The following is a 25,135-nucleotide window of genomic DNA, read 5'->3' as shown; positions in this document are numbered from 1 at the left end:
CGCATGGCTGCTGCCGAATCGAACCCCGAGCGCGCTCAGCGCACCACCAACCGCCTACTCTGGGGCTGCGCCGTGCTGACCGCGTTCATCGGCGTCTTCCTGGTCGCCGACATCGTCAAGTCGGGGGACAAGTACGACACGGCGGCCTGGGTGGGCATCGCACTTGCCGGGCTGGCCATCCTCGCGCTGGCCACCCTGTACGTCGCCTGCGGACTGGGGCAGGTCACGCTCGGTACCAAGGTCGGCCCGACGAACCTGTTCCAACTCTCGGCCATCTGCCTGGTGATCGCGGTGGGCGCCGACATCCTCATCCCCGGGCGCGACACCGGCAGCCTGGCGCTCCTGCTGCCGTGGGGCATCACCTACTGGCTCCACAACCTGAACCGCCCACCGGCGGACAGCCAGTCGGCCAGCTGACTGCTGACTGCTGGCCAACCTGCTGCACTCCAGGCGTGGTGCTCCGAGGCGCAGTTGCGGGCTACTTCAGGTGGGCGCGGAGGTAGTCGATGTCGGCCTTCTGGCCGTGGTCGCCGTTCGGGGTCTCGACCACGACGGGAGCGTCGGCGGCCTTCACGACCGCGACGATCTCGGCCGGGTCGATCTCGCCCTCCTCGAAGTTGCTGTGCCGGTCCGCGCCGGAGCCGAACGCGTCCCGTGAGCCGTTCGCATGCACCAGGTCGATCCGGCCGGTGATCGCGACAACCCGCTCCACCACGGTCGGCAGGACCTCGCCGGCGGCGTGGAAGTGGCAGGTGTCGAGGCAGAAGCCGACCCGGTCGACGTGCTCGTTGCCGGAGCTCTGCACCGCGTCCCACAGCCGGGCGATCCGCTCCAGCTTGCGGGCCATCGCGTTCTCGCCGCCGGCGGTGTTCTCGATCAGCAGCGGCACCGGCAGGTCCGCACGCTCGATGCACTTGCGCCAGTTGTCGAAGCCGGCCTCGGGGTCGTCGTCCTCACCGACGTGGCCGCCGTGCACGATGACGCCCTTGGCGCCGATCTCGGCCGCCTTGTCCAGGGTCTGCTGCAGCAGCTTGCGGCTGGGGATCCGGATCCGGTTGTTCAGCGTCGCCACGTTCAGCCGGTACGGCGCGTGCACGAACAGGTCGATCCCCTCGGCCTCGGCCCGCACCTTGAGCGCCTCGGCCCCGTCGGCGTACGCCACCTTCGGCGCCTTGTAGTCCTGCGGGTCGCCCAGGAAGAACTGCACCACCTCGGCGCCCCGGTCAGCCGCCTCCGCCAGCGGGTCGTTCTGCTCGACGTGCGCACCCAGTTTCAAGCTCATGCCGGTCACCCTATGACCGGCCACCGACAACCCGCGACCAGCAGGCCTGTGGATAGTGGTCAAGGGTGTGTCCAGGCGCTGGTATTCTGTTGGTGTGGGCCCGGTCCTTCGACCGGGCTTACTGCTTGACCCAAAGTTTGACCCGGCCCGGCGCTGACGGCGATTGTCGGCGGCGGGCACGCATCGCCCTCCTGCCACGGAAAGACCGTGGCCGCCAAAGTCCGAAGGAGGTGGAGTTCGCGCATGCGTCGTTATGAAGTCATGGTGATTCTCGACCCTGAGCTCGAAGAGCGCACCGTCGAACCGTCCCTCGACACGTACCTGAACATCGTCCGCAAGGAAGGTGGCACGGTCGAGAAGCTCGACATCTGGGGCCGTCGCAAGCTGGCCTACGACGTCAAGAAGAAGTCCGAGGGCATTTACGCCATCATCGACCTGACCGCCACGCCGGCGGTCGTGAAGGAGCTCGACCGTCAGCTCACGCTGAACGAGTCGATCCTGCGCACCAAGGTCATCCGTCCGGACCAGCACTGATCCCTGGGGTCGTCAACAGCTCCAGTGTCGGTGCCATCCGCTACTGATAGCTGTAGACACAGCCACACCCGAATGCAGGAGGAACGGCAATGGCAGGCGAACCACCTATCACCCTGATCGGAAATCTGACGGGTGATCCGGAACTGCGGTTCACGCCCTCGGGCGCCGCGGTGGCGAATTTCACCATCGCGAGCACCCCGCGGACGCTGGACCGGCAATCCAACGAGTGGAAGGACGGGGAGACCCTCTTCATCTCGTGCTCGGTGTGGCGCCAAGTTGCCGAGAATGTTGCCGAATCCCTCACCCGCGGTTCCCGCGTCGTCGTGCACGGCCGGCTGAAGGCCCGTAGCTACGACGACCGCGACGGGAACAAGCGCACCGTCTTCGAGTGCGACGTCGAGGAGATCGGGGCGAGCATGCGGTACGCGACGCTCAAGATCTCCAAGACCTCGCGCACCGACGGCGGTGGCGGTGGCTTCGGTGGTGGTGGCGGCGGTAACCAGGGCGGTGGTGGCTTCGGCGGCGGTGGCGGCGGCAACCAAGGTGGCGGCTTCGGCGGCAACCAGGGTGGCGGCGCCCCGGCGAACGACCCGTGGGCCACTCCGGCCGGTGGTGGCGGTGGCGGCGGTCAAGCCGCTGCTCCGCAGAACGACCCCTGGGCAGGTCAGGGTGGCGGCGGCTCGATGGAAGAGCCTCCGTTCTGATCTCGTCGCAGGACTGTTGGACCGAATGACCATTCCGGCAGTAGCCGGGCTCTAGCTAGTAGGAAGAGAGCACCACAATGGCCAAGATCATTCGGAAGCCCAAGAAGAAGGTTTGTGGCTTCTGCAAGGACAAGGCAACGTACGTCGATTACAAGGACACCGGCTTGCTGCGCAAGTTCATCTCCGACCGCGGCAAGATCCGCGCGCGTCGGGTGACGGGCAACTGCGTCCAGCACCAGCGCGATGTCGCAACCGCTATCAAGAACGCTCGCGAGGTGGCTCTGCTGCCTTACACGAGCACCGCTCGCTGAGGGAGGTCTGAGACATGAAGCTCATCCTGGCGCAGGAAGTCGAGGGCCTCGGAGCCCCCGGCGAAATTGTCGAGGTCAAGGACGGCTACGGCCGTAACTACCTCGTCCCGCGTGGTCTGGCCATCGGCTGGACCCGTGGTGCGGAGAAGCAGATCCAGTCGATCAAGCGGGCGCGTGACGCCCGGGCGATCCAGGGCAAGGAGCACGCGAGCGAGGTCAAGAACCAGCTCGAGCAGCTCGGCGTCACGCTGGACGTGAAGGCCGGCGACACCGGTCGCCTGTTCGGCTCGGTCACCCCGGCGGACATCGCCGCGGCGATCAAGTCCGCAGGTGGCCCGCTGGTCGAGAAGCGCGCCATCTCCATCGGCTCGCCGATCAAGACCACCGGTAAGCACCAGGTCTCGGTGCAGCTGCACCCCGACGTGGCCGCCACCGTCCGCCTCGAGGTCCAGGCGGTCTGAGCCACAAGCTCAAGCAGTACCAACGAAGGCCCGCTCTCCCAGGAGAGCGGGCCTTCGCTTTACCCGGAACCGCTGTCGTTACCCGGAACCGCTGTCGCACAGCCCCGAAGCGTCGCGAGGCTCAGCCCTGTTCCGGGGAGGGCCAGTCTTTGGGTTGGGGGTCGTTGTTGGTGCCGTCGTCCGGTTTGGCGATTTCGGGCCAGTCGACTGTTTTGGGGTCGTTGGCTGCAGCGCCGCTGGTGCCCGGGTCATCGATGGTCGGCCAGGACTGGGGCGCTGGGTCGTCGCCGGCTGCGGCGGCCGGGAGGCTTGGCAGCAACAACATCAGGGTGGCGCACAGGGCGGCCGACAGGCGCTTCACTTCGGCTTGTCCAGTGCGTAGAGGACACCGTCGTGGACGACGATCGCGTGGGTACCGGCGACGCCCCATGGGCGGGCGGTGCCGGGGGCCATGGTGCGGAAGGGACCTCCCGGCGTACCGAAGAGCAGGTTGCTGTTGTTCTGGCCGTAGACCGTCACGCCGGTGATCGACAGCGGCTCGAAGTCCTTGGAGTACACGGTCTTCTTGCTGGCGAAGTTGATCAGGCACTCGCCCCACGCCGCCACCTTGTGCGCGTCGTCCGGCACCCACTGCCAGCCGGCCGCCACATTCGGCGCGACGGTCGGGCAGATCGCGACCGCGTTGCCGGTGCGGCTGTCGACCACTGCCGGGATCACCTGCTCGGCAACCTTGGTCTTGTAGATCACCAGCGCCCTACCGGGGCTGGCGGCAACGATGTGGTCGATGGCCGTCGCCCCCTTGGGCAGCGTCGGCATGACGGGGACCGCGTCCTTGTCGGGCTGGTCCCAGTACAACGGACCCGCGTACCGCGCGGAGAGCGCCTTGTCGGCTTCGGCCAGCAGCAGTGTGGTCAGTCGCTGAGGAGTCGGCAGCGGCTTGAGCGCACCGCCAGTCACCACGCTCGCACCGGCATCACCGCTGAGGATCACGAGTGGTGAAGTACCGAAGAACTGAACGGTGGCCGAGTTCGGCAGATCGAGCTCGACCGCCTCGGCGCCGTCGCCGGCCCAGTAGTACAAGGACTCCGGTGCGACAACGGCCACGACGCGCTTGCCGTCGACAGTCGTGTAGACCGGCGTCTCGGCGCCGCGCGGCACCTTGTCCTGCCAGAGCACCTTGCCGGCGCTGTCGAAGACGGCGATCTTCTCGTCCGGCGTGATGATCGCGACCTCTTTGCCGTCGGGAGAGACGGCGGGCGCGGTGTCCGGATTGATATCCACAGTCCAGCTGGCGTTGGCGGTCCAGCCCGGTGGTACCGGCCTGGCCGCGAACTGATCGGGGCCGACGCTCGGCGCGGGCAGCTCCGGCAGCTTCGGCGAGACCGTGGGCTTGGTCACGTCGTCGCCCCCCGGTCGCAGCACGGCCAGATAGATGACGGTCGCAGCGATCAGCACACCGGCCACGATCGTGGCCACGATGATCGGCCAGATCGGTTTGCTGCTTTTGGCATCGACGTCGACCGACTCGACCTGGCCGTCCGGGTGGATGATCAGCGGCCAGGATGCGCCGTCCGACTCCACCGCGGTCGCCTTCACCGGTCGGCCGAGCTGCGCCGCGCGCTCACTGACGAGCTGGATCGCCGCCTGCCGTGGGTCGTGGTGGTTGACCGGGTGGCTTCGGCCGGCGATCTTGACCTCGGCGTTGTGGTCGTCGTACAGCCGGATCGTCACCTTCGGCCAGGACGGGATGCCCTTCTCAGCCATGGTGACCTCTCATTCCAGCCACAAAACTCCCTCGTTGAAGCGTCTGTCTCGATGCCGTTCTAGCATGTCGTCCGCCCGTAACTCATGCTTCCGCCCGATGGCATGCCAGAACGCGAGCCGACCCCGGCTCGTCTGACCCCGACAAGGGGGTAGAAACATCCTCGCCTGTGGATGGGTCACGCCAGTACACCCGGATAGCGAGAGAATACTGTGGGCGACAGCCTGTGACACACCGCGAGAGGAGGGCCGATGACGCAACCGCCGCAGAACCCGTGGACACGGCAACAACAGCCGGATCCCGGTCCGCAGCAGCTGCAACAGGGCCCGCCTCAGCCAGACTTGTCTCCGCGAGGCCCGGCGACGCCGCAACACGGCGTCCCGGCGCCGGCGGAGGACCAACGGCTGCCCAAGTTCGCCATTCCAGCGGCCGACACCCTGTGGTGGGTCGGCGTGCACGGTGGAGCCGGCGAGACGACGATGTCGCAACTGTTGCCCGGCACCAGGGCGGCCGGCCACCGGTGGCCGATCCCGCCGCCACCGGTGCCGACTCCGGTGGTACTGGTCGCCCGGACCCATGGATCGGGTCTGCGGGCGGCCCAGCGCGCTGCGATCGAGTGGGCCTCCGGAGTGGTCCAGGGAGTGGCCGTGCTCGGCCTGGTGCTGATCGCCGACGCACCCGGCCGGTTGCCCAGAGTGCTGGACGATTTCGCCGACATCGTCGGCGGAGGGGTGCCCAGGGTCTGGGACATTCCGTGGATCGAGGAGTGGCGAAGGGGGGAGGATCCCACCCCTGACAACACCCCGGACGAGGTTTTCGAAGTCCTTGAATCCATCTACGCTCTTCGCGCGTCGAATCCAGCGGGATACCCCGCCCCTTACTGAAAGGCAACACCGCAATGATGATGTTGGCACACATGATTCCCGACCTGATCATGGGCAACGGCGGAACGCCGCCGCCCGGTTCGGACAAGCTGCTCAAGGTCGTCGACTGGGTGCGCTGGATTGCCTTCACCGTCTGCATCCTGGGCATCCTGATCGCCGGCGCGATGATGGCCGTCGGCCAGCGTCGTGGTGAAGGTGGCGAGCACGCCGCCCGGCTCGGCTGGGTGCTGGCCGCCTGCATCGTGATCGCCTCCGCGACCGTCCTCGTCGGGGCGCTGACGTGACCCTGGACCAGGGTCCGCGCCTGATCGCCGAAGGCTGACCGGGAGTGGGATTGTTCAGCAGGGACGGTGACTCCGACGCCGGCGGTGGCACCGGGGACGACGGATCGGTCTGGCAGGGGCGCGGCTTCGTCGCCTCGGTGATCGTCGTCGGCGCGGTGCTGGTCTGTCTGCTGGTCTGGTTCTTCGCCCGGGGCAGCAACACCCCGGCGAGCCAGCCGTCGACGCCGACCAGCAGCACCGCTCTCACCGAGCAGCCCACCGAGGAACCAACCGGCTCGACGGCGACCCCGCCCGCGGAGCCGACCGGTACGACCACGCCGGTACCGCCGCGCCCGAAGCCGGGTCACGGCGGCTGCAAGACCCTGAACCCGGACCAGCGCATCCCCAGGACGACGCCGACCGCGGTCACCTGGGAGTTCGAGGCGGACATGTTGATCCCGACGCAGCAGGAAGGTGGGCCGGCCATGACAAGTAGTGCCGGAGTCCGCTCCTGCTTCGCCCACTCGCCGACCGGCGCGGTGCTCGCCGCGCTGGTGACGCTAGGGCAGATCCGCAACCCGGACCTGACCATTCCGGTACTGCGCCAGCGGTTCGTCCCGAACGAAGGACTGAAGCTGGCGCTGGCCGAGGGCAAGGCGACGCCGCCCACGCCGGGGCAGACCAAGACGGTGGCCCAGTTCACCGCCTTCAAGGTGCTCGACTACCTGCCGAACCGCGCCATCATCGCGATCGCGGTCCGGATCGACGACCAGAACGTCGCGTCGATCCCGGTGACGATGGCCTGGTCGAAGGGTGACTGGAAGGGCGTGCTGCAGACCGACGGCAGCTTCAACGGCGCGACCGAGCCCGACCTGCTGCAGTCGATGACCGGGTACGTCCGGTTCGGGGGCGCGTGATGATCCCGCTGATGAACTGCTGGTGGCCGCCGAACTGGGACGACTGCATCACCGAGTACCTGGGCAAGGCGATCAACTTCGCCCTCGGCGGTTTCTTCGGGCTGATCTTCGACGCGATCAAGGCGCTGGTGATCGAGGCCGTCGTCGCCGTGGTGAAGGCGGTCGGCTTCCTCTGGCTCGACATCCAGTCGCCGAACCTCGAGGGCAACGAGACGATCGGCTTCGTCTCCGGCCACACCAAGTACATCTTGATCTTCGCCGCGTCGATCGCGGTGATCTTCGGCGCGATCAAGATGGCCATCTCGCAGCGCGGCGAGCCGCTCCGCGACATCCTGAAGAGCCTGATCACGATGGCGATGGTGTCGGCCGGTATCACCGGCTTCGCCGCGTTGCTGATCTCGGCCTCGGACAGCTTCGCGGGCTGGATCATCGGCGAGGCGTTGGGCCCGGGCAAGACCTTCGAGGACAGTCTGACCGCCAAGCTCACCGATCCGCTCAAGGGCCGGATCGGACTGGCGCTGGTGGTCCTGGTCGGGATCCTGATGGTGATCAGCGGACTGATCCAGCTGGTCTTGATGATCATCCGCTACGGGATGCTCATCCTGCTGGTCGGTGTGGTGCCGCTGACCGCCTCGGCGACCAACACCGAGATGGGGATGATGTGGTTCAAGCGGTCGATCTCGTGGCTGGTCGCCTTCGTGCTCTACAAACCGGTGGCCGCACTCATCTACGCCACCGCGATCAAGCTGATGGAAGCACCAGCTGACGACTCACTCAAGGTCATCACGGGCGTGACGATGATGGTGATGGGCATCGTCGCGCTCCCCGCCCTGTTGCGCTTCGTCTCCCCCAAGGCAGGTTGAGATGATCAGGATCGCGCTCTGCGCCGGCAGTTGGTACGACTGCCTGCTCGGCTGGGTCGTGGAAGCACTCGGAACCGCCGTCGGAAAGTTGATCGAACTCGTGTTCCAGCCAATTCTCGATGCCCTGGCCGAGGCCGTGGCGAGCATGTTCGCCACCATCGCCACCTTCTGGGTCTACATCCCCACGCCGGCCGTCGGCAGCGAGGCGACCGGCCAGCCGGCCAGTGGGACGGTCGGCTGGATCTGGACCCATACGCAGTACATCGGCGTTTTCGTCGCCGTGCTCGGCGTGATGGTGGCGGCGATCCAGATGGCGTTCACGCAGCGCGGCGAGACCGCCCGCGACCTGATCCGCTCGCTGGCCACCTTCGGCGCGGCCTCGGTCTTCGCCATCGCGGTGGTCCAGGCACTGATCGCGTTCGGCGACCAGTTCGCGAACTGCATCGTCACCACCTCGGTGACGGCAACCGGTGATCCGGCGGCGGACGCGCAGGGCTGGACCTGCATCCCGCTGGACGAACCGGACAAGGTGCTCCATGCCAGCGACGGTTTCCGCGATGCCATGAAGGGCATCATGGGTTTCTCGGCGGCGGCGACCGGCGGGCTCGGGATCGGGCTGCTGATCACGATCGGCATCCTGACCCTGCTCGCCTCGGTGATCCAGATCGTCTTGATGGTGGTTCGCAGCGGAATGCTGATCCTGCTGCTCGGCGTGCTGCCGATCGCGGCGGCGGCGACCAACACCGAGATGGGCAAGGCCTGGTTCAAGCGGATCGTGTCCTGGCTGCTCGCCTTCATCCTGTACAAACCGGTGGCCGCCCTGGTCTACGCGACAGCGATCATGCTGGCGTCGAACAACGGCCACGGCTTCAACTTCAGCGAGGTGAAGGACCCGGTCGGCCTGCAGATCATGAACATGGTCGTCGGCATCACGATGCTGGTGCTGGCCCTCTTCGCGCTGCCGGCTCTGATGCGCTTCATCGCGCCGATGGTCGCCGCGACGGCGGGCTCGGCCGGTGCCGGGATGATCGCGGCGAAGCTGATCGGCGCCGACAAGATCGGCGACAAGGTGAACGAATCGACCCAGAGCCAGGGAGATGGGCCGAGCGGTGCTCGCAACGTCGGCCGGCCGAGTCAGCAAGCTCCGTCAGGTCCGAGCGGCTCACCCCAGCCCAGTGGCAGCGGCGGGGCAGGCGGCGGCGCCTCGCCCGCTAACTCCGGTGGTGGGGGCGGCGGAGGCGGAGGCGGCGGCGGAGGTGCCGGTGGTGGCGCAGGCGGCGGTGCGGGCGGTGGGGCCGGTGGCGGTGCTGCTGGTGGCGCGGGCGGTGGTGCTGCGGGCGGTGCGGCTGCTGGTGGCGGAGGTGCCGCTGCGGGTGGTGCTGCCGCAGGCGGTGGAGCCGCAGCTGGTGGAGCGGCAGCAGGCGCTGGTGCTGCGGCCGGCCCGGTCGGCATCGCGGTGGTCGCCACTGCGGCTGCCGTCAAGAAGGGCATCGACGTGACCAAGGACGCGGCCCAGGCGGGCGCGAACGAGACGATCAACAACGACGCGATGGATGAGGGACCAAGTGGCAGCGGCTGACAACGTCCGGAGCGTCCCGCGTACCTACGGGAACTGGCGCCAGCCGGCCTCGGCCGGTATCGGCGGCCTGGGGACGCTCGGCACCGGCATCATGATGGGCGGCATGGTGATGACCATCATCGCCCTGACCGCGGGCGGTCTGGTCGCCGCGCTGATCGTGCTGCTGATCGTCGGCAGCTCCCTGCTGCTGCTGATGATGAAGGACAAACACAACCAGTCCGCCCTGCAACGGCTCTCGACCCGTATTGGATGGCAGCGAGCAAAGATGGCCAAGCACAACATCTACCGTTCCGGTCCGCTCGGGCGGACGCCGTGGGGCAAGTTCCAGCTGCCCGGTCTGGCGGCGGCCTCCCAGCTGAGCGAGTACAAGGACTCCTACGGCCGGCCGTTCGCGCTGCTGTTCTACCCGAGCACGCGGCACTTCACCGTGATCATCAACGCCGAGCCGGACGGTGCGTCCCTGGTCGACGAGGACCAGATCGACGTCTGGGTCGCGCACTGGGGTCAGTGGCTCGCCTCGCTCGGCCACGAACCGGGCATCATCGCCGCCTCGGTGACGGTCGAGAGCGCCCCGGACACCGGCATCCGGCTGCGCCGCGAGGTCAGCAACAACATGCAGGAAGGCACCCCGGCGATCGCCCGGGCGATGCTCACCGAGGTCGTCCAGACCTACCCCGAGGGCTCGGCGCTGGTCTCCGCCCGGGTCGCGCTGACCTTCAAGGGCACCGACCGCAGCGGTAAGCGGCGCAAGGAAGAGGACATGGGCCGCGAGCTCGCGTCCCGGCTCCCCGCGCTGACCCAGAGCCTGAACTCCACGGGTGCGGGCGCCGCTCGTCCGGTCAACGCGCAGGAGCTTTGCGAGACGATCCGGATCGCGTACGACCCGGCGGCCGCGGGGCTGATCGACGAGGCCCGTAGCCAAGGCATGTCGCCCGAGCTGCAGTGGACGGATGTCGGCCCGGCCGGCGCGCAGGCCTTCTGGGACAAGTACCGGCACGACAGCGCGTGGTCTGTCACCTGGCAGATGACTCAGGCGCCGCGTGGCGAGGTCTTCTCGTCCGTACTGTCCCAGCTGGTCGGTCCGCACCCGGACATCGACCGCAAGCGCGTCACCCTGCTCTACCGTCCGCTCGACGCCGCGACCTCCGCCCGGATGGTCGAGGCCGACAAGCGCAACGCGTCGTTCCGGGCGACCACGTCGTCGCGCCCGTCGGCCCGCTCGATCGCCGAGGCACGGGCGGCCGACCGGACCGCGCAGGAGGAGGCGCGTGGCGCCGGCCTGGTCAACTTCGGCCTGGTCGTCACGGGCACGGTGATGACGGCCGAGCAGATTCCGGACATGGTCGCCGCGATCGACAACCTCGGTGCGACCGCCCGGATCCTGCTGCGCCCGGCGTACGGGTCACAGGACTCGTCCTTCGTGGCGGCGCTGCCGCTCGGCGTCGTGCTCCAGAGCCACCTGTCGGTCCCGGCCGGTCTCCGGGAATCGCTATGACCCAGCGGGAGTCAGCGTGAGCAAGAACGAGAAGAAGCCGGCCGACCCGAGCCGTGGCGGCCGCCGGCCGATGCCGCGGGGCTGGCCCGGCCCGGCCCGTGGCTACTCGACGTACCTGCAGGCCCCACAGGAGTGGCGCGGTACGACGGTCCAGGTCTGCGGCATGTGGCCGTTCGCGGCAGGTACCGGCAGCCCAATGGTGGGCGTGCCGATCGGCCGCAACATCCTGTCCGGCGCCACCATGTGCTGCGACCCGATCAGCTGGTTCATGCGCGCCAAGCTGATCTCCAACCCGTCCGTCTTCGTGCTCGGCAAGCCAGGTCTGGGCAAGTCGACGATCATCCGGCGGATGGCGCTCGGCCTCGCCGGGTACGGCGTGATGCCGCTCGTCCTCGGCGACCTCAAGCCGGACTACAAGGACCTGATCGAGGCCCTCGGCGGCCAGGTGATCCAGCTCGGTCGTGGCCGTGGGCACCTGAACGTGCTCGACCCGGGTGAGTCCCGGCAGGCCGCGCTGCGGCTCACCGGCAGTGCCCGGCAAGCGATCCAGGCCGACGCGCACGGCCGCCGCTCGACGATGGTCTCGGCGCTGATCTCGATCATGCGGTCCGCGCCGCCGACCGACCGCGAGGAGACCATCCTCGACGAGGCGCTCAAGGTGCTCGACGAGCGCCACGAGGGCACCCCGGTACTCCGTGACCTGCTGCAGGTCGTCCAGGAAGCTCCCGACCGAGTCCGCGATGTCGCGCTCGACCGCGGCAGCATGGACCGCTACCGCCAGATCACTGAAGGCCTGGAGGCGTCCCTGATCGGTCTGGTCGGCGGCGGCCGGCTCGGTGAGATCTTCTCCGAGCAGACCGACCAGCCGATGAAGATGGACCGGCCGGTGGTCTTCGACGTTTCGAACATCGACGACTCCGAGACCAGCCTGCAGGCCGCCGTACTGCTGGCCTGCTGGTCGTACGGGTTCGGCGCGGTCGCCGTTTCGCAGGCGCTCGCGGATGCCGGCCTCGAGCCCCGGCGGCACTACTTCGTCATCCTCGACGAGCTCTGGCGAGTACTCCGGGCCGGCCGCGGCCTGGTCGACCGGGTGGACGCGCTGACCCGGCTGAACCGGCAGCGTGGTGTCGGGATGGCAATGATCTCGCACACCATGTCCGACCTGCTGGCGCTCGAGCACTCCGAGGACCGGATGAAGGCGAAGGGATTCGTCGAGCGGTCCGGGATGGTCATCTGCGGTGGTCTGCCGCGGGCCGAGATGGAGAACCTGTCGGCCGTCGTACCGATGTCCGAAGAAGAGAAGAACATGCTGATCGGCTGGCAGGACCCACCCGCGTGGGACCCGGCCACCGGTGAGGAAGCCGCACCTCCCGGCCGGGGAAACTTCCTGGTCAAGGTCGGTGGCCGCCCGGGCATCCCGGTGCACGTCGGGCTGACCTCGGTCGAGCGCGAGATCAACGACACCAACAAGCTCTGGAAGACCGGCGTCGACGGCCGCCCGCTGAAGGTGGAGATCGCCGACGACGGCACCGAGGAAGTCGTCGAGGAGTACACCTTCGACGACCCGGCGATGACGGCCCTGCCGCCACCGGACCCGACCACCCGTGTGGTCGCCCGCACGGGAGTTGATGAGTAATGGCTGAAGGCAAGCGGAGTACGGGCCCGGGCGGGCTGTCCGCGGAGTCGGTCCTGGTCTTCATCGGGATCGGGCTGTTCGCGATCGTCGTCGGTGGCACCTGGGTGGCGACCAAGATCGCCGCGGCGATCAACCACACCCATCCGGTCAGCGACCCGATGAGCAACCTGGTCGACATGATCAACGGCCGGGTCCGCTGGTCCGGCGCGGCGACCGGCGTACTGATCATCGAGATCGTCGTACTCGGCCTGCTGACCGTGGCCGGCTTCTACCTGGTCGGCCGGGCGCGGGACCGCGGCTCCCGGGTAGACCGCTCCGCGCAGCTGATGTCGAAGCGCAAGGAGATCTACAAGCTCACCCGGGAAGGCGCGCAGGAGATCGCCAACCGGCTGGGCGCCGGGCACGCGGGTCCCGGCGTGATGATCGGCCGGACTGTCCGCGACAACCTTGAGGTCTTCGGGTCCTGGGAAGACATGCACGTCGACATCTGGGGTCCACGAACCGGTAAGACGACGTCTCGCGCAGTGCCGGCGATCCTGGATGCTCCGGGGGCCGTCGTGGCCACCTCGAACAAGCGCGACATCGTCGACGCCACCCGGGATCCGCGCTCGAAGAAGGGGCAGGTCTGGGTGTTCGACCCGCAGGAGGTCTGCGGCGAGCCGAACAACTGGTGGTGGAACCCGCTCAGCTACATCACCGACGAGACGAAGGCGCGGGAGCTGGCGGAGCACTTCGTCGCCTCGCAGCGTAAGGAAGGCGCCCAGACGGACGCCTTCTTCGACTCCGCCGGTACGGACCTGCTGGCCGGTCTGCTGCTCGCGGCCGCGGTCGCGAAGCGCCCGATCACGCAGGTCTACAGCTGGCTCGCCGACCAGCGCAACGACGAGCCAGAGCGCATCCTGCGCGCCACCCCCGGCCTGCAGTTGTCCGCGGACGCGCTGGCCGGTGTCATCAACGCGCCCGACAAGCAGCGCGCCGGTGTCTACGGCACGGCGCAGCAGAGCGCCCAGTTCCTGATCAACCGCAAGGTCACCCGCTGGGTGATTCCGAACGGGCCCAACGACAACCGGCCGCAGTTCAACCCGCACCAGTTCGTCCGCGAGGGCGGCACGCTGTACAGCCTGTCCAAGGAAGGCGCCGGTACTGCGGGCCCGCTGGTGACCGCGTTGACGGTGGCCGTCGTCGAGGCGGCCGAGGACTACGCCAAGACCTGCCCCATGGGCCGGCTGCCCAACCCGCTGGTCGGCGTACTGGACGAGGCGGCGAACGTCTGCCGCTGGAAGAACCTGCCCGACCTCTACAGCCACTTCGGCTCCCGCGGCATCGTGCTGATGACGATCCTGCAGTCCTGGGCGCAGGGGATGGAGTGCTGGGGCGAGCGCGGGATGGAGAAGCTCTGGTCCGCGGCGAACATCCGGGTCTACGGCGGTGGCGCGTCCGACGCGAACTTCCTCGAGCGGCTGAGCAAGCTGATCGGCGACTACGACATCCTGTCCAGCTCGGTCTCGTACAACAAGGGCGAGCGCGGCACCAGCAAGCAGACCCAGCGGCACCACATCATGGAGGTCTCCGACCTCGCCTCGATGCCGCCCGGTCGCGCGGTCATCTTCCCGTCCGGTATCCCGGCGACGATGATCAAGACTGTGCCGTGGATGGCACGTGCCGACGCGGGCGCAGTGAAGGCCTCGCTGGCCCACCACGACCCGGGTGCTGGTGCTGGCCTGGCGGCGCAGGGTGGGGCGAACGCATGGGTGGCAGCTGGTACGGGTGGGGCGCCCCAGGCGCCGCCTGCTCCGGCGGGCCCGCCGGTACCGGTGTGGGAGCAGACTGAGGAGCAGCGCCGTGGATGGTGAGCAGGAACTGTTCTACCCGCACGTCGCGGCCTTCGTCGAGGACCGCCTGGTCTACCTGTACTGCCGGCGGATCGGCCAGCAGTACATGTGGTGCCCGGAGTGGTTCCGCCATGCCGAGGCACTGAGCCGCCTGGACTCGATCTGGCGCGCCTGGGAGCACCTGCGGCTGGACCCGGCGACCGGGATGTCGGTCTGGTGGCGTGACCACGCTGACCCGCACATGCAGGCGTTGCTCGACCCGGACGGCCCGTTCGCGGCCTGCCGCGGTGCGCACAGCGACTACCCGATCCCACCGCTACCAGTGGAGGAGCCCCCGGCCGGCCTCTTCTTCGACCAGCGCCAACCCAACCTGCGCGGCATCTAGGTGTACGAGATCTGGCGCTGGAGCAACCTGGGTCTGGCGTTCCTGGTGGAGCTGACAGGCCTGGCGGTGTTCGCCTGGTGGGGCTGGAACGCGAGCAGCAGTACGGTGCTCCGAGTCCTGCTCGCCGTCGGGCTGCCGGTGATCGCAGCCGTCTTCTGGGGGCTGTTCGCGGCGCCCACGGCGAGCTACGGCAACCCGGTGATCACGACCGTCGTGAAGGTCGCCTTCTTCGGCCTGGCAGGCCTGGCGCTGTGGACGCGCGACCACCACATCCTGGCCACTGTGTTCGTCCTGGTGGTTGCAGCCAATCTTGTGATCATCCGCGCCGGCCACATCACCACCGGCTAGTTCAGTCGCCGAGGCCGAACTCCCGTAGGGCCTTCGACTTCTTCCGCTGGTCGCGGGGGCGCTTGACGTTCTTCCGGGCCACCGGGGGCTCGTCGGGTGCGCTGCGGACGGCCTCCGCGGCGGGCGGCTGCTCGGCACGACTGCGTTGCTCCCGGCCTTCCGCGTAGTTCCAGTCGGCCCGGCGGTCGTCGTCGGCCGCGGTGCGGTACCGGGAGTTGGCTCTGGCCTGGGCGCGGTCGGCCGCCTTCAGATCGGCATCCGACTGAGCGTCGTCCCGGCCGGTTGCGCCATCGCGGAGATGAGCTGCATGGGCGGTGTCGGCATGGCCCAGTAGGCGCTCATCGGCCGCCTTGGCGCGCAAGTAGCCGTGGTTCCGCTCGGCGACGTCGGCACGGCGCATCGCGTCGGCGATGTCGGCATCAGCCTCGCGCTGGCGCCGGTTGTCGATGAGTTCACGCTCCTCGAGCGCGTCCAGCTCGACCTCCTCGTCGAACTGCTGCTCATCCTCCTCAGCGTGCTTGGCTGCGAGCTCGTCGTCCGTGTCGGCCATGCCGCTCCTTCCGCTCGGTGCCCACGATGCCGCAAAACCAGGTCAGCGGACAGCTCCGGTGATCAGCCAGCCGTCGCGGCGCTCGCGGGTCAGCAAGGTCAGCAGCCTGAGCAGCATGAACCCACCGAAGGCCCACCACAAAGCCACCACGCCGCCGTCGAACCACAGCACGCTGAGCGCCAGCGGCACGTACAGAACCATGGCGATCACCCCGGCGACCGCCAGGTACCGCCCGTCGCCGGCCCCGATCAGTACGCCGTCCAGCACGAAGACGACCCCGTTGACCGGCTGCCAGAGCGCCGCCACCAGCAGGATCGCGGCCAGCGTGTGCCGTACTTCGGGATCGGACGTGAACCACGGGATGTACAGGCCGTGCAGCCCCCACAGCGCGAGTCCGCCGACGACGCCCGAGACCAGGCCCCACCACATCATCCGTCGCGTGATCGTGCGGGTCCCCTCGACGTCGCCCGCTCCGAGCGCGCGGCCGGTCAACGCCTGCGCGGCGATCGCGATGGCGTCGAGTGCGAGCGCCAGAAAGGACCACAGGGTGAAGGCGACCTGGTGGGCCGCGAGTGACGTAGTACCGAGGGAGGTGGCGACGAACGTTGCCAGGATGATTGCCGCGCGCAACGTCAGGGTGCGAACCACCAAAGGGATTCCGGCCTGTGCCGACGCGAGGATGCCAGGGCGGTCGGGCCGCAGCTTGGCGCCGTCCCGGCGGGCGCCGCGGACCACTACCCAGACCAGGGCGACTCCTGCTGCCGTCTGGGCGATAGCCGTGCCCAGTGCTGAGCCGGCGATGTCCAGGTCGAGTCCGTAGACCAGGAAGAGGTTCAGGGCGATGTTGGCCAGGTTGGCGGAGATCGCCACGATCATGGGTGTCTTGGTGTCCTGGAGACCCCGCAGTACGCCGGTAGCCGCCAGTAGCAGCAGCATGGACGGGATGCCGAGACAGCTGATCCGCAGGTACGTCACCGCGTAGTCCGCGACGTCCGGTGATGGGTCGAAGCCGCTGATGGCCAGTGGGGCGAGCACTACTCCGCCGACTACGGCCAGTGCTACGCCCAGCAGCAAGGCCAGCCAGAGTCCGTCGATGCCCTGCGTCAGCGCGCCCCGATGGTCGCCCGCCCCGATCCGCCGGGCGACCGCGGAGGTGGTGCCGTAGGCAAGGAAGACGCAGATCCCGACGAGCGTCTGCAGGATGGTGCCCGCGACGCCGAGGGCCGCGAGTTGCGGCGTACCGAGGTGGCCGACGATCGCCGAGTCGGCGAGCAGCATCAGCGGTTCGGACACCAGGGCGAAGAAGGCCGGTACCGCCAGCCGGAGAATCTCCCGATCCTGCGACCAGCTGGTAAGGGGCATGGGGATCATTGTGCCTGGCCACGCCTGTGCACAGCGCAGTGGACCTGTGGGGACCGAATCTTTTTCTTCTCCACAGTTGTGTGTAGACAAAACCGCAGGTCAGAGCGGGGTTGTGGAGCTTTGTCCCCAGATATCCACAGGGATATGCCCAACCTGTGCACAGCTCATTGTGGGGTTATGCACGGCTTGTCCACACCCCCTGTGGATGGCTGGCTACCAGGGGTCGGCGTGAGGGGCGTACGGTCGCGTGACTGCCCGCGAAACTGTCGGCGATGGACGCTAGGGTTCGATCAGGTGTTCGAACCGGGCCGAACGAGGAGGCTGGACGAGTGAGCGTTGCGGAGTTCCGCGGGGGGCCGGGCGGCGGGAACGAAGAACGCAGTCCGGAGATGGGCTTCGACCGCACCCCACCTCAGGATCTGGCGGCCGAGCAGTGCGTGCTCGGCGCGATGATGCTCAGCAAGGACGCGATCGCCGATGTGATCGAGACCCTGCGCGGCACGGACTTCTACCGGCCGGCCCACGAGATCGTCTTCGACGCGGTCACCGACCTGTACGCCCGCGGTGAGCCCGCCGACGCGATCACCGTCGCCGCCGAGCTGGCCAAGCGCGGCGAGATGGGCCGGATCGGCGGCGCGCCGTACGTGCACACCCTGGTCGCCTCGGTGCCGCTGGCCGCCAACGCCGGCTACTACGCGCACATCGTCCGGGAGAAGGCGATCCTGCGCCGCCTGGTCGAGGCCGGCACCAAGATCGTCCAGATCGGCTACGCCGGCGAGGGCGAGGTCGACGACGTCGTCGACCAGGCTCAGGCAGAGATCTACTCGGTCACCGAGAAGCGCACCACCGAGGACTACGCCCCGCTGAAGGACATCATGGAGGGCGCCCTCGACGAGATCGAGGCGATCGACTCCCGCGGCGACGCCATGGTCGGCGTCCCCACCGGCTTCACCGACCTCGACGAACTGACCAACGGCCTCCACCCCGGCCAAATGATCATCGTTGCGGCCCGCCCCGCCATGGGCAAATCAACGCTGGGGCTGGATTTTGCGCGGTCGGCGTCGATCAAGCATGGGTTGACCTCGTGTGTGTTCTCGCTGGAGATGAGCCGCAACGAGATCACCATGCGGTTGCTGTCGGCCGAGGCGAAGGTGCCGCTGCACCACATGCGCAACGGCAAGATGACCGATGAGGACTGGGCCCGGCTGGCCCGCAAGATGGGCGAGGTGTCCGAGGCGCCGCTGTTCATCGACGACTCGCCGAACCTGACGATGATGGAGATCCGCGCCAAGGCCCGCCGGCTGAAGCAGCGGCACGACCTCAAACTCATCGTCATCGACTACCTCCAGCTGATGACGTCCGGCAAGAAGGTCGAGTCCCGCCAGCTCGAGGTCTCCGAGTTCTCCCGCTCGATCAAGCTCCTCGCCAAGGAACTAGAGCTCCCGGTGATCGCCATCTGCCAGCTCAACCGAGGCTCCGAACAACGCTCCGACAAACGCCCGATGGCCTCCGACCTCCGCGAATCCGGGTCATTGGAACAGGACGCCGACGTAGTCATCCTCCTCCACCGCGAGGACGCCTACGAACGCGAATCCACCCGCCCCGGCGAAGCCGACTTCATCGTCGCCAAGCACCGCAACGGCCCCACCGCCGACATCGTCGTAGCCTTCCAGGGCCACTACTCCCGCTTCGTCGACATGGCCCACGACGGCTGACGTCAAATCCACTCGGCGCGCATTGCAGGTTGCTGCAAGGCGACGGCGAAATCCTTGACCGGACAAAGCGAAGGCCCGTAAGAAGGTCCTTCGAAGATCCCTGCGAGGGTCACCCGCCGGTCGGCGCGGCCGCTCGCAGCTGGGCTTCTGGCCGCAGATCGTGCTTGCGGCATCAGGAGGGGGCAACGAAGCCGCCTCGACGACGCCTCACCGGCGGACCGGCCTGTGCGCCGGCCCGCCGGTGCGCCGCAAAGCTTGGAAAGGACCCACCGAGTGTCCGACGCCACCGACTTCCGGGCCGTCTACGAGAAGGAAGGGTTCTACGACGAGCTACTGCTGCCCCACTTCTACGGCGGTGTGGATGACGCGGAGCTGCTCCGGCGACGCCTGGCCGAGCTGTACTCCGCCGAGTCGCTGGGCGCGCTCAGAGTCGCCGAGTTCGGCGCCGGCACCGGGCGGATGACCGAGCATCTGGCTCCCTTCGCCGACAGCCTCATCGTGAACGACTACAGCGCCCAGATGATCAAGGAGCTGACCGCCAGGTTCCCGGGGAGTACGCCGCTTCATGCGGGCGCCCGAGCGGCGGTGACCGACCTGCACGAGCAAGGGATGGCGAGCCGGCTGGACCTGATCGGCGCGTTCTGGTCGCTCAGCTACCCGCTCGGTGAGTACTTCGAAGAGCTCACCGCGACGGGTATCACGCCGGTCGAGGATCAGCAGGCCGCCCGGGTCGAGGCGCAGGGATTCGTACGCGACATCGTCCGGTTGCTGGCGCCGGGGGGCCGCCTGCTGGCGATGTTCTTCGACTCCGAGACCGCCGAACAGCAGTTCGTCACCAGGCAGTGGGAACGGGTCGCGCCCTTTCCCGAAGGTGGCCGCAGTTACACCCGGGACCTCCTGATCAACGCACTCCTGGACGAGGAGCGCGATGGCACGGGCACGGTCTCGTACCAACGCCTCGGCGGAGCAGCGGTTGCCGCCGATGAGCACGCCGCCGTGCGGTGGATGCTCGAGGTGCACCTGAAGAACCTTCCGCAGCTTGTCGAATCGGCGCAGGTCAGGCGAGAGGTGGAGGAGTTCGTCGGGCGCTGGCGCCGGCCGGATTCCTCAGTGGTCCTTCCGACCGGCCTGTACTTCATCGAGTTCCAGCGCCAGGACCACCCGGCCGCCCAGGCTCCGCGGTGACGGCGCTCGGCGGCGTCGCCATGGTGACGACCTGCCTGGCGGACCTCTCATCGGTCGCCGACGGTTTCGGGCTCGTCTACGGTTCGTCTGTCACCCGCGACGCGCGGACGGCGCCCAGCGATCTCGACTTCGTGCTGGTGACTGCCGAGCCGCTCACGGACCAGCTGCGGGCCACGCTCGCCACCGGGATCCGGCAGGCGCACAGCGGGCACGGCCTGCCGATCGACCAAGAGGTCCCCTACGAGAACAAGCTGACCGCAACCTACGAGGACGTCGCCGCGGCCTGCAGCCTGACCTGCTTTCCGCAGCTGGGTTCGCAGCAGGCCAGGCCGGTCACCGAGTCGGATCCGTATCTGTACAGCGAGGACTTCCGGCTCCGGCTGCTGCTCAACGCTCTGACGACACCGCATGCGCTGATCTGGGGTTCGATCGAGGCCCTGTCCACGGCGACTGCTGCCGCCGAACAAGCGGTCGCCCGGCTGGGCTTGATGCTGACCATGCCGACCGCCGACTTCACCGCGGAGCCGTTGGTGGAGGCGCTGCTGCGATCGCCGGCTGGGGCCGAGGGCAAGGACTATCTCGGGTTCTCCAGCCCGGTGCATCTCTTCGGCGTGGTCTCGCGCGGCCTGGCAGCGATGAGCGACGCCGGACTGGTAGCCCCGGCGGGCGCCGGCCTCTGGCGGTTCGACAGCGCCGGCAGCCAGAGTTGAGTGGGGGACGGCTGCAGGCGGTGATCTCGCACATCTATCCGCCGGCCGGAACCACCCGCGCGCTCTATTTCCAGACGCTGCTGGATGCCTGTGGCCAGGGCTTCTTCCTCGCCGGAAGCGCGCTGTTCCTGACCGGGTACGCGCATCTGTCGCTCGCGCAGATCGGCCTGGGCGTCAGCGCCGGTGTGGCCGCGTCCCTGATCGTCGCCCTACCCGCTGGATGGTGTGTCGATCGCTACGAAGCACAGCGGATCTGGTGGCTGGCGAGCCTTGTGGAGGCACTGAGTTTCTGCGGCTATCTGCTGGTCACCGACGTTCCCGGCTATCTCGTCGTCGTGGTGCTGGCCTCCACGGTGGCGGCTGTCGGCACCGCTGCCCGGCAGCGCTACACGTTCGCCGCGTTGGCGCAGAGCTCGAACCGGGTCGAGGGGCTCGCCTACATCCGGACCGCGTTGAACATCGGCTTCGCCGGATCGGGACTGCTGTTCGCGGCGCTGACCGTCGGCGCCGAACGAAACGCGCTGATCGCCCTTCCGCTGGTTGCCGCGGGCGTCAAGATCGCCAACGCGTACTACGTACGACGGCTCGCGACGATCGCGACACCAGCTCCGGACGAGGCAGCTGAGGAGGTGACCGCTCAGCCCGATCGCGCCTACCGGGCCTGGCCGTTCGTCGTTCTGGCCCTGCTCAACGGGGTTCTGCTCACCGACGCCACCTTGCTGAACTTCGTCCTGCCGGTCTGGATCGTGACCCAGACGTCGGCGCCCGCCACGATGGTTCCCTTGCTGTTCGTGCTCAACACCGTCGTGGTGGTGGCGCTGCAGGTGGTCTTCTCCCGGGGCGCCTCGAACCTTTCCGGCGCGACCCGGGCGACCAGGCAGGGCGCCTACCTGGTCGCCGCTGCCAGCGTGCTCGCATTTGTCGCCGGCCACGCGGGAGTGGCGACGATCATCCTGCTACTGCTCGCGTTGTTCACCGTCCTCAGCCTGGGGGAGATCCGGTTGGCGGCCGGTGACTGGGGACTGCTGTCGTCCTTGGCGCCCGCGTCGCGGCTCGGCGCCTATCAGGCTGTCTGGCGGATCGGCGCGACCGCGCCGAGTCTGCTCGCTCCGGTCGCGTTCGGGTTTCTCGTGGAGAAGCTCGCGATCGGCTGGCTGCTGATCGCTGCCACCTTCGTCCTGTTCAGCGTGCTGCTGGCCGTGACGTTGCGGCATCCCGGGCTGAAGCCGTCCACAGTCGATGTATCCGACGAAGGAGTGACCTCGTGAGACACGGCACCGCAACTGCCGGACAAGACCCCGGACTGGAAGGATTCCTGACCCCGGACAACGCCGAGGAGGTCCGTGAGCTGCTCACCGACGCGATCCAGGTCGGGCTCGACTTCAAGCTGCGGAACCGGATCTTCCTCGATCGCCAGGACCCGATCGCCATCCGCGACCAGGTGATGGTCGAGCTGGAGGAGTCGGGCACGTCGGTGGACAAGCTGCTGATCGAGCTCCGCGACCAGATCCTGCCGCTGTCGAAGAACGAAGCGAGCCCGTACTTCATGGGCTTCGGCGACACCGGCAGCAACGTCGGCGCCATGGTCGGCGCCGTGATCGCGATGCTGACGCAGCAGAACATGATCAACCAGAGCTTCGACTCCCCGGCCGCCACCTTCGTCGAGCTGACCGTCGTTCGTTGGCTTCGGCAACTGATCGGCTATCCCGATCGGCCGGCCGCCGAGCTGACCGACGTGTGGTCGGTCGGCGGGGTGATGACGCACGGCGGCACGATGTCCAACACCATCGCGATGATGCTGGCCAGGGAGCGGATGGCCCCCGGAACGATGAGTTCGGGCGTCACCGATCCGCACCGGTTCGGCCTGGTGGTGCCGCGCGGGATCAACCACTACAGCATCAAGGCCGCGATGACCTGGATCGGCTGTGGGGCGAGCGTCATCGAGGTGGAGACCAACGGCTACCGGTACGACCGCACGGACCTGAGCCGTGCGCTGCGAGCCCATCGCGGTGAAATCGCCGCGGTCGTCGCCTACGCCGGCGACAGCCGCACGCAGACCATCGACGACCTGGCCGCGGTGGCCGAGACCGTCAGGGCACACGACCCGGCCATCTGGCTGCATGCGGATGCCTGCTGGGGAGGGCTGTGCGCACTGAGCGACGAGCTGCGGCCGAGGCTGGCCGGGATCGAGCTCTTCGACTCGGTGACGCTGGACCCGCACAAGATTCTCGGGATCCCCTATGCACTGTCGGCACTGCTGGTTCGCGACCCCGCGGTGCTGCGGAGCGTCTCGACGTATTCCGATCTGATCATGCAGGAGGAGTTCGCGCTCGGACAGGTCAGCCCGTTCATCGGCAGCAAGGCGTGGGAGTCCTTGAAGCTGTGGATGACGATGAGGTCGGCCGGACGCGACGGGTTGTCGCAGTTGGCGACCTCGAGGGTTGCCGCGGCCTCGTACTTCGCGGACCAGGTCCGCGGTCGTGACGACTTGTTGCTGCTCAACGAGCCGGACCTGATGGCGGTGGTCTTCCTCTTCGCCCCCGACGAACTCCGGCAGGCAGGGCCGGACCTCGTGAACGAGGTGAACCGCGAGATCCATCGCAGGCTTCTGCAGGACGGGAACTGGTACCTGCACCAGTTCTCGCTTCCCGATCCAGGCGTGCTGGCCAAGGGGCAGTTGCTCTACCCGCTGCGCTTCATGTCGAGCAATCCGCGGATCACCGGTCAGCTGGTCGATGACGTGCTGGCGAAGGTCGTCGCTACCGGGCGATCGATTCTCACCGAGGGGAACATCCATGTCCGAACTGACTGATCCCGGCGCGCCGGGGTTGGTGACGTCGATCGCGCAAGCTGATCGACTCACCATCGACAAGGGCCGCCAGGGGCCGCGGAAGACCTTCGTGTCGGTGCCCCTCCGGGTCGCCGGCGCGACCGTAGCCGACCTGCAAGGTGCCTGGCAACGGGTGGTGCTCCGGCAGAAGGTGCTTCGCTCTGTCTTTCCCTCCGACGACGTCACCGTGGCAGAGGTGCTTGCGCCCGAGCGGTACACAGTTGTCAGCCACCCGGCGGCCAGCGTCGAGGAAGCCGGTGAGCAGCTGCTCACCGAGATGGACCGCCGTGGCTTCGATCTGGCGCGCGGGCCGCTCGCGGAGCTCCATCATCTCGAGGCTCCGGGGGAGACGCTCGAATGCCGGCTCCTGGTCGACCACATCATCTTCGACCGGTTGTCCGCCCGCCTCCTGATGGACGATCTCGCACTGGAGCTGGCCGGGGTATCCCGGGAACTGCCAGAGCACGACTACTTCGACTTCGCCCGGGCGCAGCGGCAGTGGATCGGATCGCCTGCGGGCCGGGCGGGTCTGGCGCACTGGGCCGCGCAGTACGCCGACCTCGGTCTGAACCCACCACTCGGTCTCCCGGTCGAGGCGCCGCACGATCCAGCCGTGCCGAAGCCCGAGTTGGTGTTCGAGCGCGGTCTTGCGGTGACGGATCTTCCTGGCAGGAGCCGGGAGCTGCGCACCACCCCGTTCGTCCTGATCTGTTCGGCGGTACTGGCGGCGATCCGGGAGTGGAGCGAGCGTGACCTGGTCGGGCTGATCTTCCCGTCGCCGGGCAGGACTTGGCCGGGGGCGGCCCGGATGGTCGGGAAGTTCGCCGAGATGGTGCCGATGCGAGCCTCGGTGCGCTGGGCGGCCACCACCTACCAGGAGCTGCGTGGCGAGGTACAGAGCAATGTCGCCGCGGCGATGATGCATGACCGGTTCCCGCAGGGACAGGTGATCAACGAGCTCTTCCCGGACAACATCGATGAGATATCTTCTGTGCCCTACGTGTACCTCGACATCAAGGCGCAGCCCGGATTCGCCGCCGTCGCCGACGGGATCGAGATCTCGGAAGGTACCGAGAAGGCGGCGGACCTGACCCGTCGCGAGCCGGGGCTCAGCCTGCTGGCGAGCGTGGGCGCCACCGGCTGCGGGTTGAGCGTCCGGCACAGCGACTCCTACAGCGGCGCGACCGTGGCCACGTTCCATCGGCTCGTCGCGGCGCATCTGTCCGCCCAGCTGAATCCTCGCGATGAGCATGGGGCCATCGTGAGCCTGAGAGAGGAATCTTGTGGATAACAACGTCGTGGCGCTGGAGAAGCTGTGGCAGCGACTGCTCGACGTCACCGAGGTGGCGGCGGCGGACAACTTTTTCGAGCAGGGTGGAGACTCGTTGCTCGCGCTCGAGATGGCCACCACCTTCGAGGAGTCGACCGGCAGTCCCTTCCCGCTGGACGTCTTGTTCTCGGACGGCGGCTTCGGTGCGATGTGTGTGGCAGTCAGCGAGCCCGCTGCCGTCAACGGGCAGGTCTGAA

General features: G+C 68.0%; 27 protein-coding genes. 22 read left to right on the top strand and 5 right to left on the bottom strand.

Features of this window, described 5'->3' with window-relative positions; genetic code table 11:
- Nucleotides 1–3: 3 nt before the first annotated feature.
- The gene (locus OHA70_RS11045; RefSeq protein ID WP_328331303.1) at nt 4–417 is read left to right on the top strand and encodes a hypothetical protein; all 414 of its coding nucleotides are present in this window, start codon (nt 4–6) and stop codon (nt 415–417) included.
- Nucleotides 418–478: 61 nt separating this feature from the next.
- Here the strand turns inward: OHA70_RS11045 and OHA70_RS11040 are convergent, their stop codons facing one another.
- On the bottom strand, nt 479–1,282 hold the full coding sequence (locus OHA70_RS11040; protein ID WP_328331301.1) for a deoxyribonuclease IV: 804 nt from the start codon (nt 1,280–1,282) through the stop codon (nt 479–481).
- Nucleotides 1,283–1,525: 243 nt separating this feature from the next.
- Between OHA70_RS11040 and rpsF the strand changes: the two genes are divergently transcribed.
- From rpsF to rplI, 4 genes are all read left to right on the top strand, one after another.
- Complete coding sequence (rpsF, locus tag OHA70_RS11035; protein ID WP_164601910.1) at nt 1,526–1,816, top strand: 30S ribosomal protein S6; 291 nt, start codon at nt 1,526–1,528, stop codon at nt 1,814–1,816.
- Nucleotides 1,817–1,905: 89 nt separating this feature from the next.
- Nucleotides 1,906–2,520, top strand: coding sequence for a single-stranded DNA-binding protein (locus OHA70_RS11030; RefSeq protein WP_328331295.1), 615 nt, complete (start codon nt 1,906–1,908; stop codon nt 2,518–2,520).
- 77 nt (nt 2,521–2,597) lie between these two features.
- On the top strand, nt 2,598–2,831 hold the full coding sequence (gene rpsR, locus OHA70_RS11025; protein WP_020390880.1) for a 30S ribosomal protein S18: 234 nt from the start codon (nt 2,598–2,600) through the stop codon (nt 2,829–2,831).
- Nucleotides 2,832–2,845: 14 nt separating this feature from the next.
- Entirely contained in the window at nt 2,846–3,292 is a 447-nt protein-coding gene (gene rplI / locus OHA70_RS11020) for a 50S ribosomal protein L9 (protein WP_328331292.1), read from the top strand.
- A gap of 121 nt (nt 3,293–3,413) precedes the next feature.
- Here the strand turns inward: rplI and OHA70_RS11015 are convergent, their stop codons facing one another.
- Both OHA70_RS11015 and OHA70_RS11010 read right to left on the bottom strand, forming a co-directional pair.
- On the bottom strand, nt 3,414–3,653 hold the full coding sequence (locus OHA70_RS11015; RefSeq protein ID WP_328331290.1) for a hypothetical protein: 240 nt from the start codon (nt 3,651–3,653) through the stop codon (nt 3,414–3,416).
- Nucleotides 3,650–5,056, bottom strand: coding sequence for a hypothetical protein (locus OHA70_RS11010; protein ID WP_328331288.1), 1,407 nt, complete (start codon nt 5,054–5,056; stop codon nt 3,650–3,652). Before OHA70_RS11010 ends, OHA70_RS11015 begins: the two co-directional genes overlap by 4 nt.
- A gap of 249 nt (nt 5,057–5,305) precedes the next feature.
- Between OHA70_RS11010 and OHA70_RS11005 the strand changes: the two genes are divergently transcribed.
- Genes OHA70_RS11005 through OHA70_RS10960 form a run of 10 tightly spaced genes read left to right on the top strand, consistent with a single transcriptional unit; the run spans nt 5,306 to nt 15,256 of the window.
- Nucleotides 5,306–5,938 (top strand): DUF6668 family protein, encoded by a 633-nt coding sequence (locus OHA70_RS11005; RefSeq protein ID WP_328331286.1) that lies wholly within the window; start codon nt 5,306–5,308, stop codon nt 5,936–5,938.
- Nucleotides 5,939–5,970: 32 nt separating this feature from the next.
- Nucleotides 5,971–6,222: a conjugal transfer protein TrbC gene (locus OHA70_RS11000; protein ID WP_328331284.1), complete on the top strand. Its 252-nt coding sequence runs from the start codon at nt 5,971–5,973 to the stop codon at nt 6,220–6,222.
- A gap of 44 nt (nt 6,223–6,266) precedes the next feature.
- Nucleotides 6,267–7,118 (top strand): hypothetical protein, encoded by an 852-nt coding sequence (locus tag OHA70_RS10995; protein ID WP_328331282.1) that lies wholly within the window; start codon nt 6,267–6,269, stop codon nt 7,116–7,118.
- Nucleotides 7,118–7,981 carry a hypothetical protein gene (locus tag OHA70_RS10990; protein WP_328331280.1) on the top strand — a complete coding sequence of 288 codons (864 nt, stop codon included), beginning with the start codon at nt 7,118–7,120 and terminating at the stop codon, nt 7,979–7,981. The genes OHA70_RS10995 and OHA70_RS10990 overlap by 1 nt, the downstream gene beginning before the upstream one ends.
- A gap of 1 nt (nt 7,982) precedes the next feature.
- A complete protein-coding gene (locus tag OHA70_RS10985; RefSeq protein ID WP_328331278.1) occupies nt 7,983–9,560 on the top strand; it encodes a hypothetical protein in 1,578 nt (525 codons plus the stop codon).
- Nucleotides 9,535–11,055, top strand: coding sequence for an SCO6880 family protein (locus OHA70_RS10980; RefSeq protein WP_328331276.1), 1,521 nt, complete (start codon nt 9,535–9,537; stop codon nt 11,053–11,055). The genes OHA70_RS10985 and OHA70_RS10980 overlap by 26 nt, the downstream gene beginning before the upstream one ends.
- A 16-nt stretch (nt 11,056–11,071) precedes the next feature.
- The gene (locus OHA70_RS10975) at nt 11,072–12,691 is read left to right on the top strand and encodes an ATP/GTP-binding protein (protein ID WP_328331273.1); all 1,620 of its coding nucleotides are present in this window, start codon (nt 11,072–11,074) and stop codon (nt 12,689–12,691) included.
- Entirely contained in the window at nt 12,691–14,544 is a 1,854-nt protein-coding gene (locus OHA70_RS10970; protein ID WP_328331271.1) for a type IV secretory system conjugative DNA transfer family protein, read from the top strand. Before OHA70_RS10975 ends, OHA70_RS10970 begins: the two co-directional genes overlap by 1 nt.
- Complete coding sequence (locus tag OHA70_RS10965; protein ID WP_328331269.1) at nt 14,534–14,908, top strand: DUF4913 domain-containing protein; 375 nt, start codon at nt 14,534–14,536, stop codon at nt 14,906–14,908. Before OHA70_RS10970 ends, OHA70_RS10965 begins: the two co-directional genes overlap by 11 nt.
- Nucleotides 14,909–15,256 (top strand): YrdB family protein, encoded by a 348-nt coding sequence (locus OHA70_RS10960; protein WP_328331267.1) that lies wholly within the window; start codon nt 14,909–14,911, stop codon nt 15,254–15,256.
- 1 nt (nt 15,257) lies between these two features.
- On the opposite strand, the gene OHA70_RS10955 is transcribed toward OHA70_RS10960, so the two are convergent.
- Together OHA70_RS10955 and OHA70_RS10950 are read right to left on the bottom strand one after the other, a co-directional pair.
- On the bottom strand, nt 15,258–15,806 hold the full coding sequence (locus OHA70_RS10955; protein ID WP_328331265.1) for a hypothetical protein: 549 nt from the start codon (nt 15,804–15,806) through the stop codon (nt 15,258–15,260).
- Between the two features lie 42 nt (nt 15,807–15,848).
- Complete coding sequence (locus OHA70_RS10950; protein ID WP_328331264.1) at nt 15,849–17,168, bottom strand: MATE family efflux transporter; 1,320 nt, start codon at nt 17,166–17,168, stop codon at nt 15,849–15,851.
- A gap of 389 nt (nt 17,169–17,557) precedes the next feature.
- Between OHA70_RS10950 and dnaB the strand changes: the two genes are divergently transcribed.
- The 7 genes from dnaB to OHA70_RS10915 all read left to right on the top strand — a co-directional run bounded on the left by dnaB (nt 17,558) and on the right by OHA70_RS10915 (nt 25,134).
- Complete coding sequence (gene dnaB / locus OHA70_RS10945; protein ID WP_328335095.1) at nt 17,558–18,883, top strand: replicative DNA helicase; 1,326 nt, start codon at nt 17,558–17,560, stop codon at nt 18,881–18,883.
- 273 nt (nt 18,884–19,156) lie between these two features.
- Nucleotides 19,157–20,068 (top strand): class I SAM-dependent methyltransferase, encoded by a 912-nt coding sequence (locus tag OHA70_RS10940; RefSeq protein WP_328331263.1) that lies wholly within the window; start codon nt 19,157–19,159, stop codon nt 20,066–20,068.
- A complete protein-coding gene (locus tag OHA70_RS10935; protein ID WP_328331262.1) occupies nt 20,065–20,778 on the top strand; it encodes a hypothetical protein in 714 nt (237 codons plus the stop codon). Before OHA70_RS10940 ends, OHA70_RS10935 begins: the two co-directional genes overlap by 4 nt.
- Nucleotides 20,775–22,046: an MFS transporter gene (locus OHA70_RS10930; RefSeq protein WP_328331260.1), complete on the top strand. Its 1,272-nt coding sequence runs from the start codon at nt 20,775–20,777 to the stop codon at nt 22,044–22,046. Before OHA70_RS10935 ends, OHA70_RS10930 begins: the two co-directional genes overlap by 4 nt.
- Nucleotides 22,043–23,590 (top strand): pyridoxal phosphate-dependent decarboxylase family protein, encoded by a 1,548-nt coding sequence (locus OHA70_RS10925; RefSeq protein ID WP_328331258.1) that lies wholly within the window; start codon nt 22,043–22,045, stop codon nt 23,588–23,590. The genes OHA70_RS10930 and OHA70_RS10925 overlap by 4 nt, the downstream gene beginning before the upstream one ends.
- A complete protein-coding gene (locus OHA70_RS10920; RefSeq protein WP_328331257.1) occupies nt 23,574–24,899 on the top strand; it encodes a condensation domain-containing protein in 1,326 nt (441 codons plus the stop codon). The genes OHA70_RS10925 and OHA70_RS10920 overlap by 17 nt, the downstream gene beginning before the upstream one ends.
- On the top strand, nt 24,892–25,134 hold the full coding sequence (locus OHA70_RS10915) for a phosphopantetheine-binding protein (RefSeq protein WP_328331255.1): 243 nt from the start codon (nt 24,892–24,894) through the stop codon (nt 25,132–25,134). Before OHA70_RS10920 ends, OHA70_RS10915 begins: the two co-directional genes overlap by 8 nt.
- The last annotated feature ends 1 nt before the right edge of the window (nt 25,135 follow it).

Origin of the sequence: Kribbella sp. NBC_00382 (assembly GCF_036067295.1) — a bacterium.
Classification (GTDB): Bacteria; Actinomycetota; Actinomycetes; order Propionibacteriales; family Kribbellaceae; genus Kribbella.
Note: the sequence above shows the minus strand (reverse complement) of the source record. Positions and strands in the feature narration are given on the sequence as shown.

Excerpts from the sequence above, each read along its gene's own strand:
- OHA70_RS11045 (WP_328331303.1), top strand. The coding sequence starts at position 4 with ATGGCTGCTGCCGAATCGAACCCCGAGCGCGCTCAGCGCACCACCAAC.
- OHA70_RS11040 (WP_328331301.1), bottom strand. The coding sequence starts at position 1,282 with ATGAGCTTGAAACTGGGTGCGCACGTCGAGCAGAACGACCCGCTGGCG.
- rpsF (WP_164601910.1), top strand. The coding sequence starts at position 1,526 with ATGCGTCGTTATGAAGTCATGGTGATTCTCGACCCTGAGCTCGAAGAG.
- OHA70_RS11030 (WP_328331295.1), top strand. The coding sequence starts at position 1,906 with ATGGCAGGCGAACCACCTATCACCCTGATCGGAAATCTGACGGGTGAT.
- rpsR (WP_020390880.1), top strand. The coding sequence starts at position 2,598 with ATGGCCAAGATCATTCGGAAGCCCAAGAAGAAGGTTTGTGGCTTCTGC.
- rplI (WP_328331292.1), top strand. The coding sequence starts at position 2,846 with ATGAAGCTCATCCTGGCGCAGGAAGTCGAGGGCCTCGGAGCCCCCGGC.
- OHA70_RS11010 (WP_328331288.1), bottom strand. The coding sequence starts at position 5,056 with ATGGCTGAGAAGGGCATCCCGTCCTGGCCGAAGGTGACGATCCGGCTG.
- OHA70_RS11005 (WP_328331286.1), top strand. The coding sequence starts at position 5,306 with ATGACGCAACCGCCGCAGAACCCGTGGACACGGCAACAACAGCCGGAT.
- OHA70_RS11000 (WP_328331284.1), top strand. The coding sequence starts at position 5,971 with ATGATTCCCGACCTGATCATGGGCAACGGCGGAACGCCGCCGCCCGGT.
- OHA70_RS10990 (WP_328331280.1), top strand. The coding sequence starts at position 7,118 with ATGATCCCGCTGATGAACTGCTGGTGGCCGCCGAACTGGGACGACTGC.
- OHA70_RS10985 (WP_328331278.1), top strand. The coding sequence starts at position 7,983 with ATGATCAGGATCGCGCTCTGCGCCGGCAGTTGGTACGACTGCCTGCTC.
- OHA70_RS10980 (WP_328331276.1), top strand. The coding sequence starts at position 9,535 with ATGAGGGACCAAGTGGCAGCGGCTGACAACGTCCGGAGCGTCCCGCGT.
- OHA70_RS10970 (WP_328331271.1), top strand. The coding sequence starts at position 12,691 with ATGGCTGAAGGCAAGCGGAGTACGGGCCCGGGCGGGCTGTCCGCGGAG.
- OHA70_RS10955 (WP_328331265.1), bottom strand. The coding sequence starts at position 15,806 with ATGGCCGACACGGACGACGAGCTCGCAGCCAAGCACGCTGAGGAGGAT.
- OHA70_RS10950 (WP_328331264.1), bottom strand. The coding sequence starts at position 17,168 with ATGCCCCTTACCAGCTGGTCGCAGGATCGGGAGATTCTCCGGCTGGCG.
- dnaB (WP_328335095.1), top strand. The coding sequence starts at position 17,558 with ATGGGCTTCGACCGCACCCCACCTCAGGATCTGGCGGCCGAGCAGTGC.
- OHA70_RS10920 (WP_328331257.1), top strand. The coding sequence starts at position 23,574 with ATGTCCGAACTGACTGATCCCGGCGCGCCGGGGTTGGTGACGTCGATC.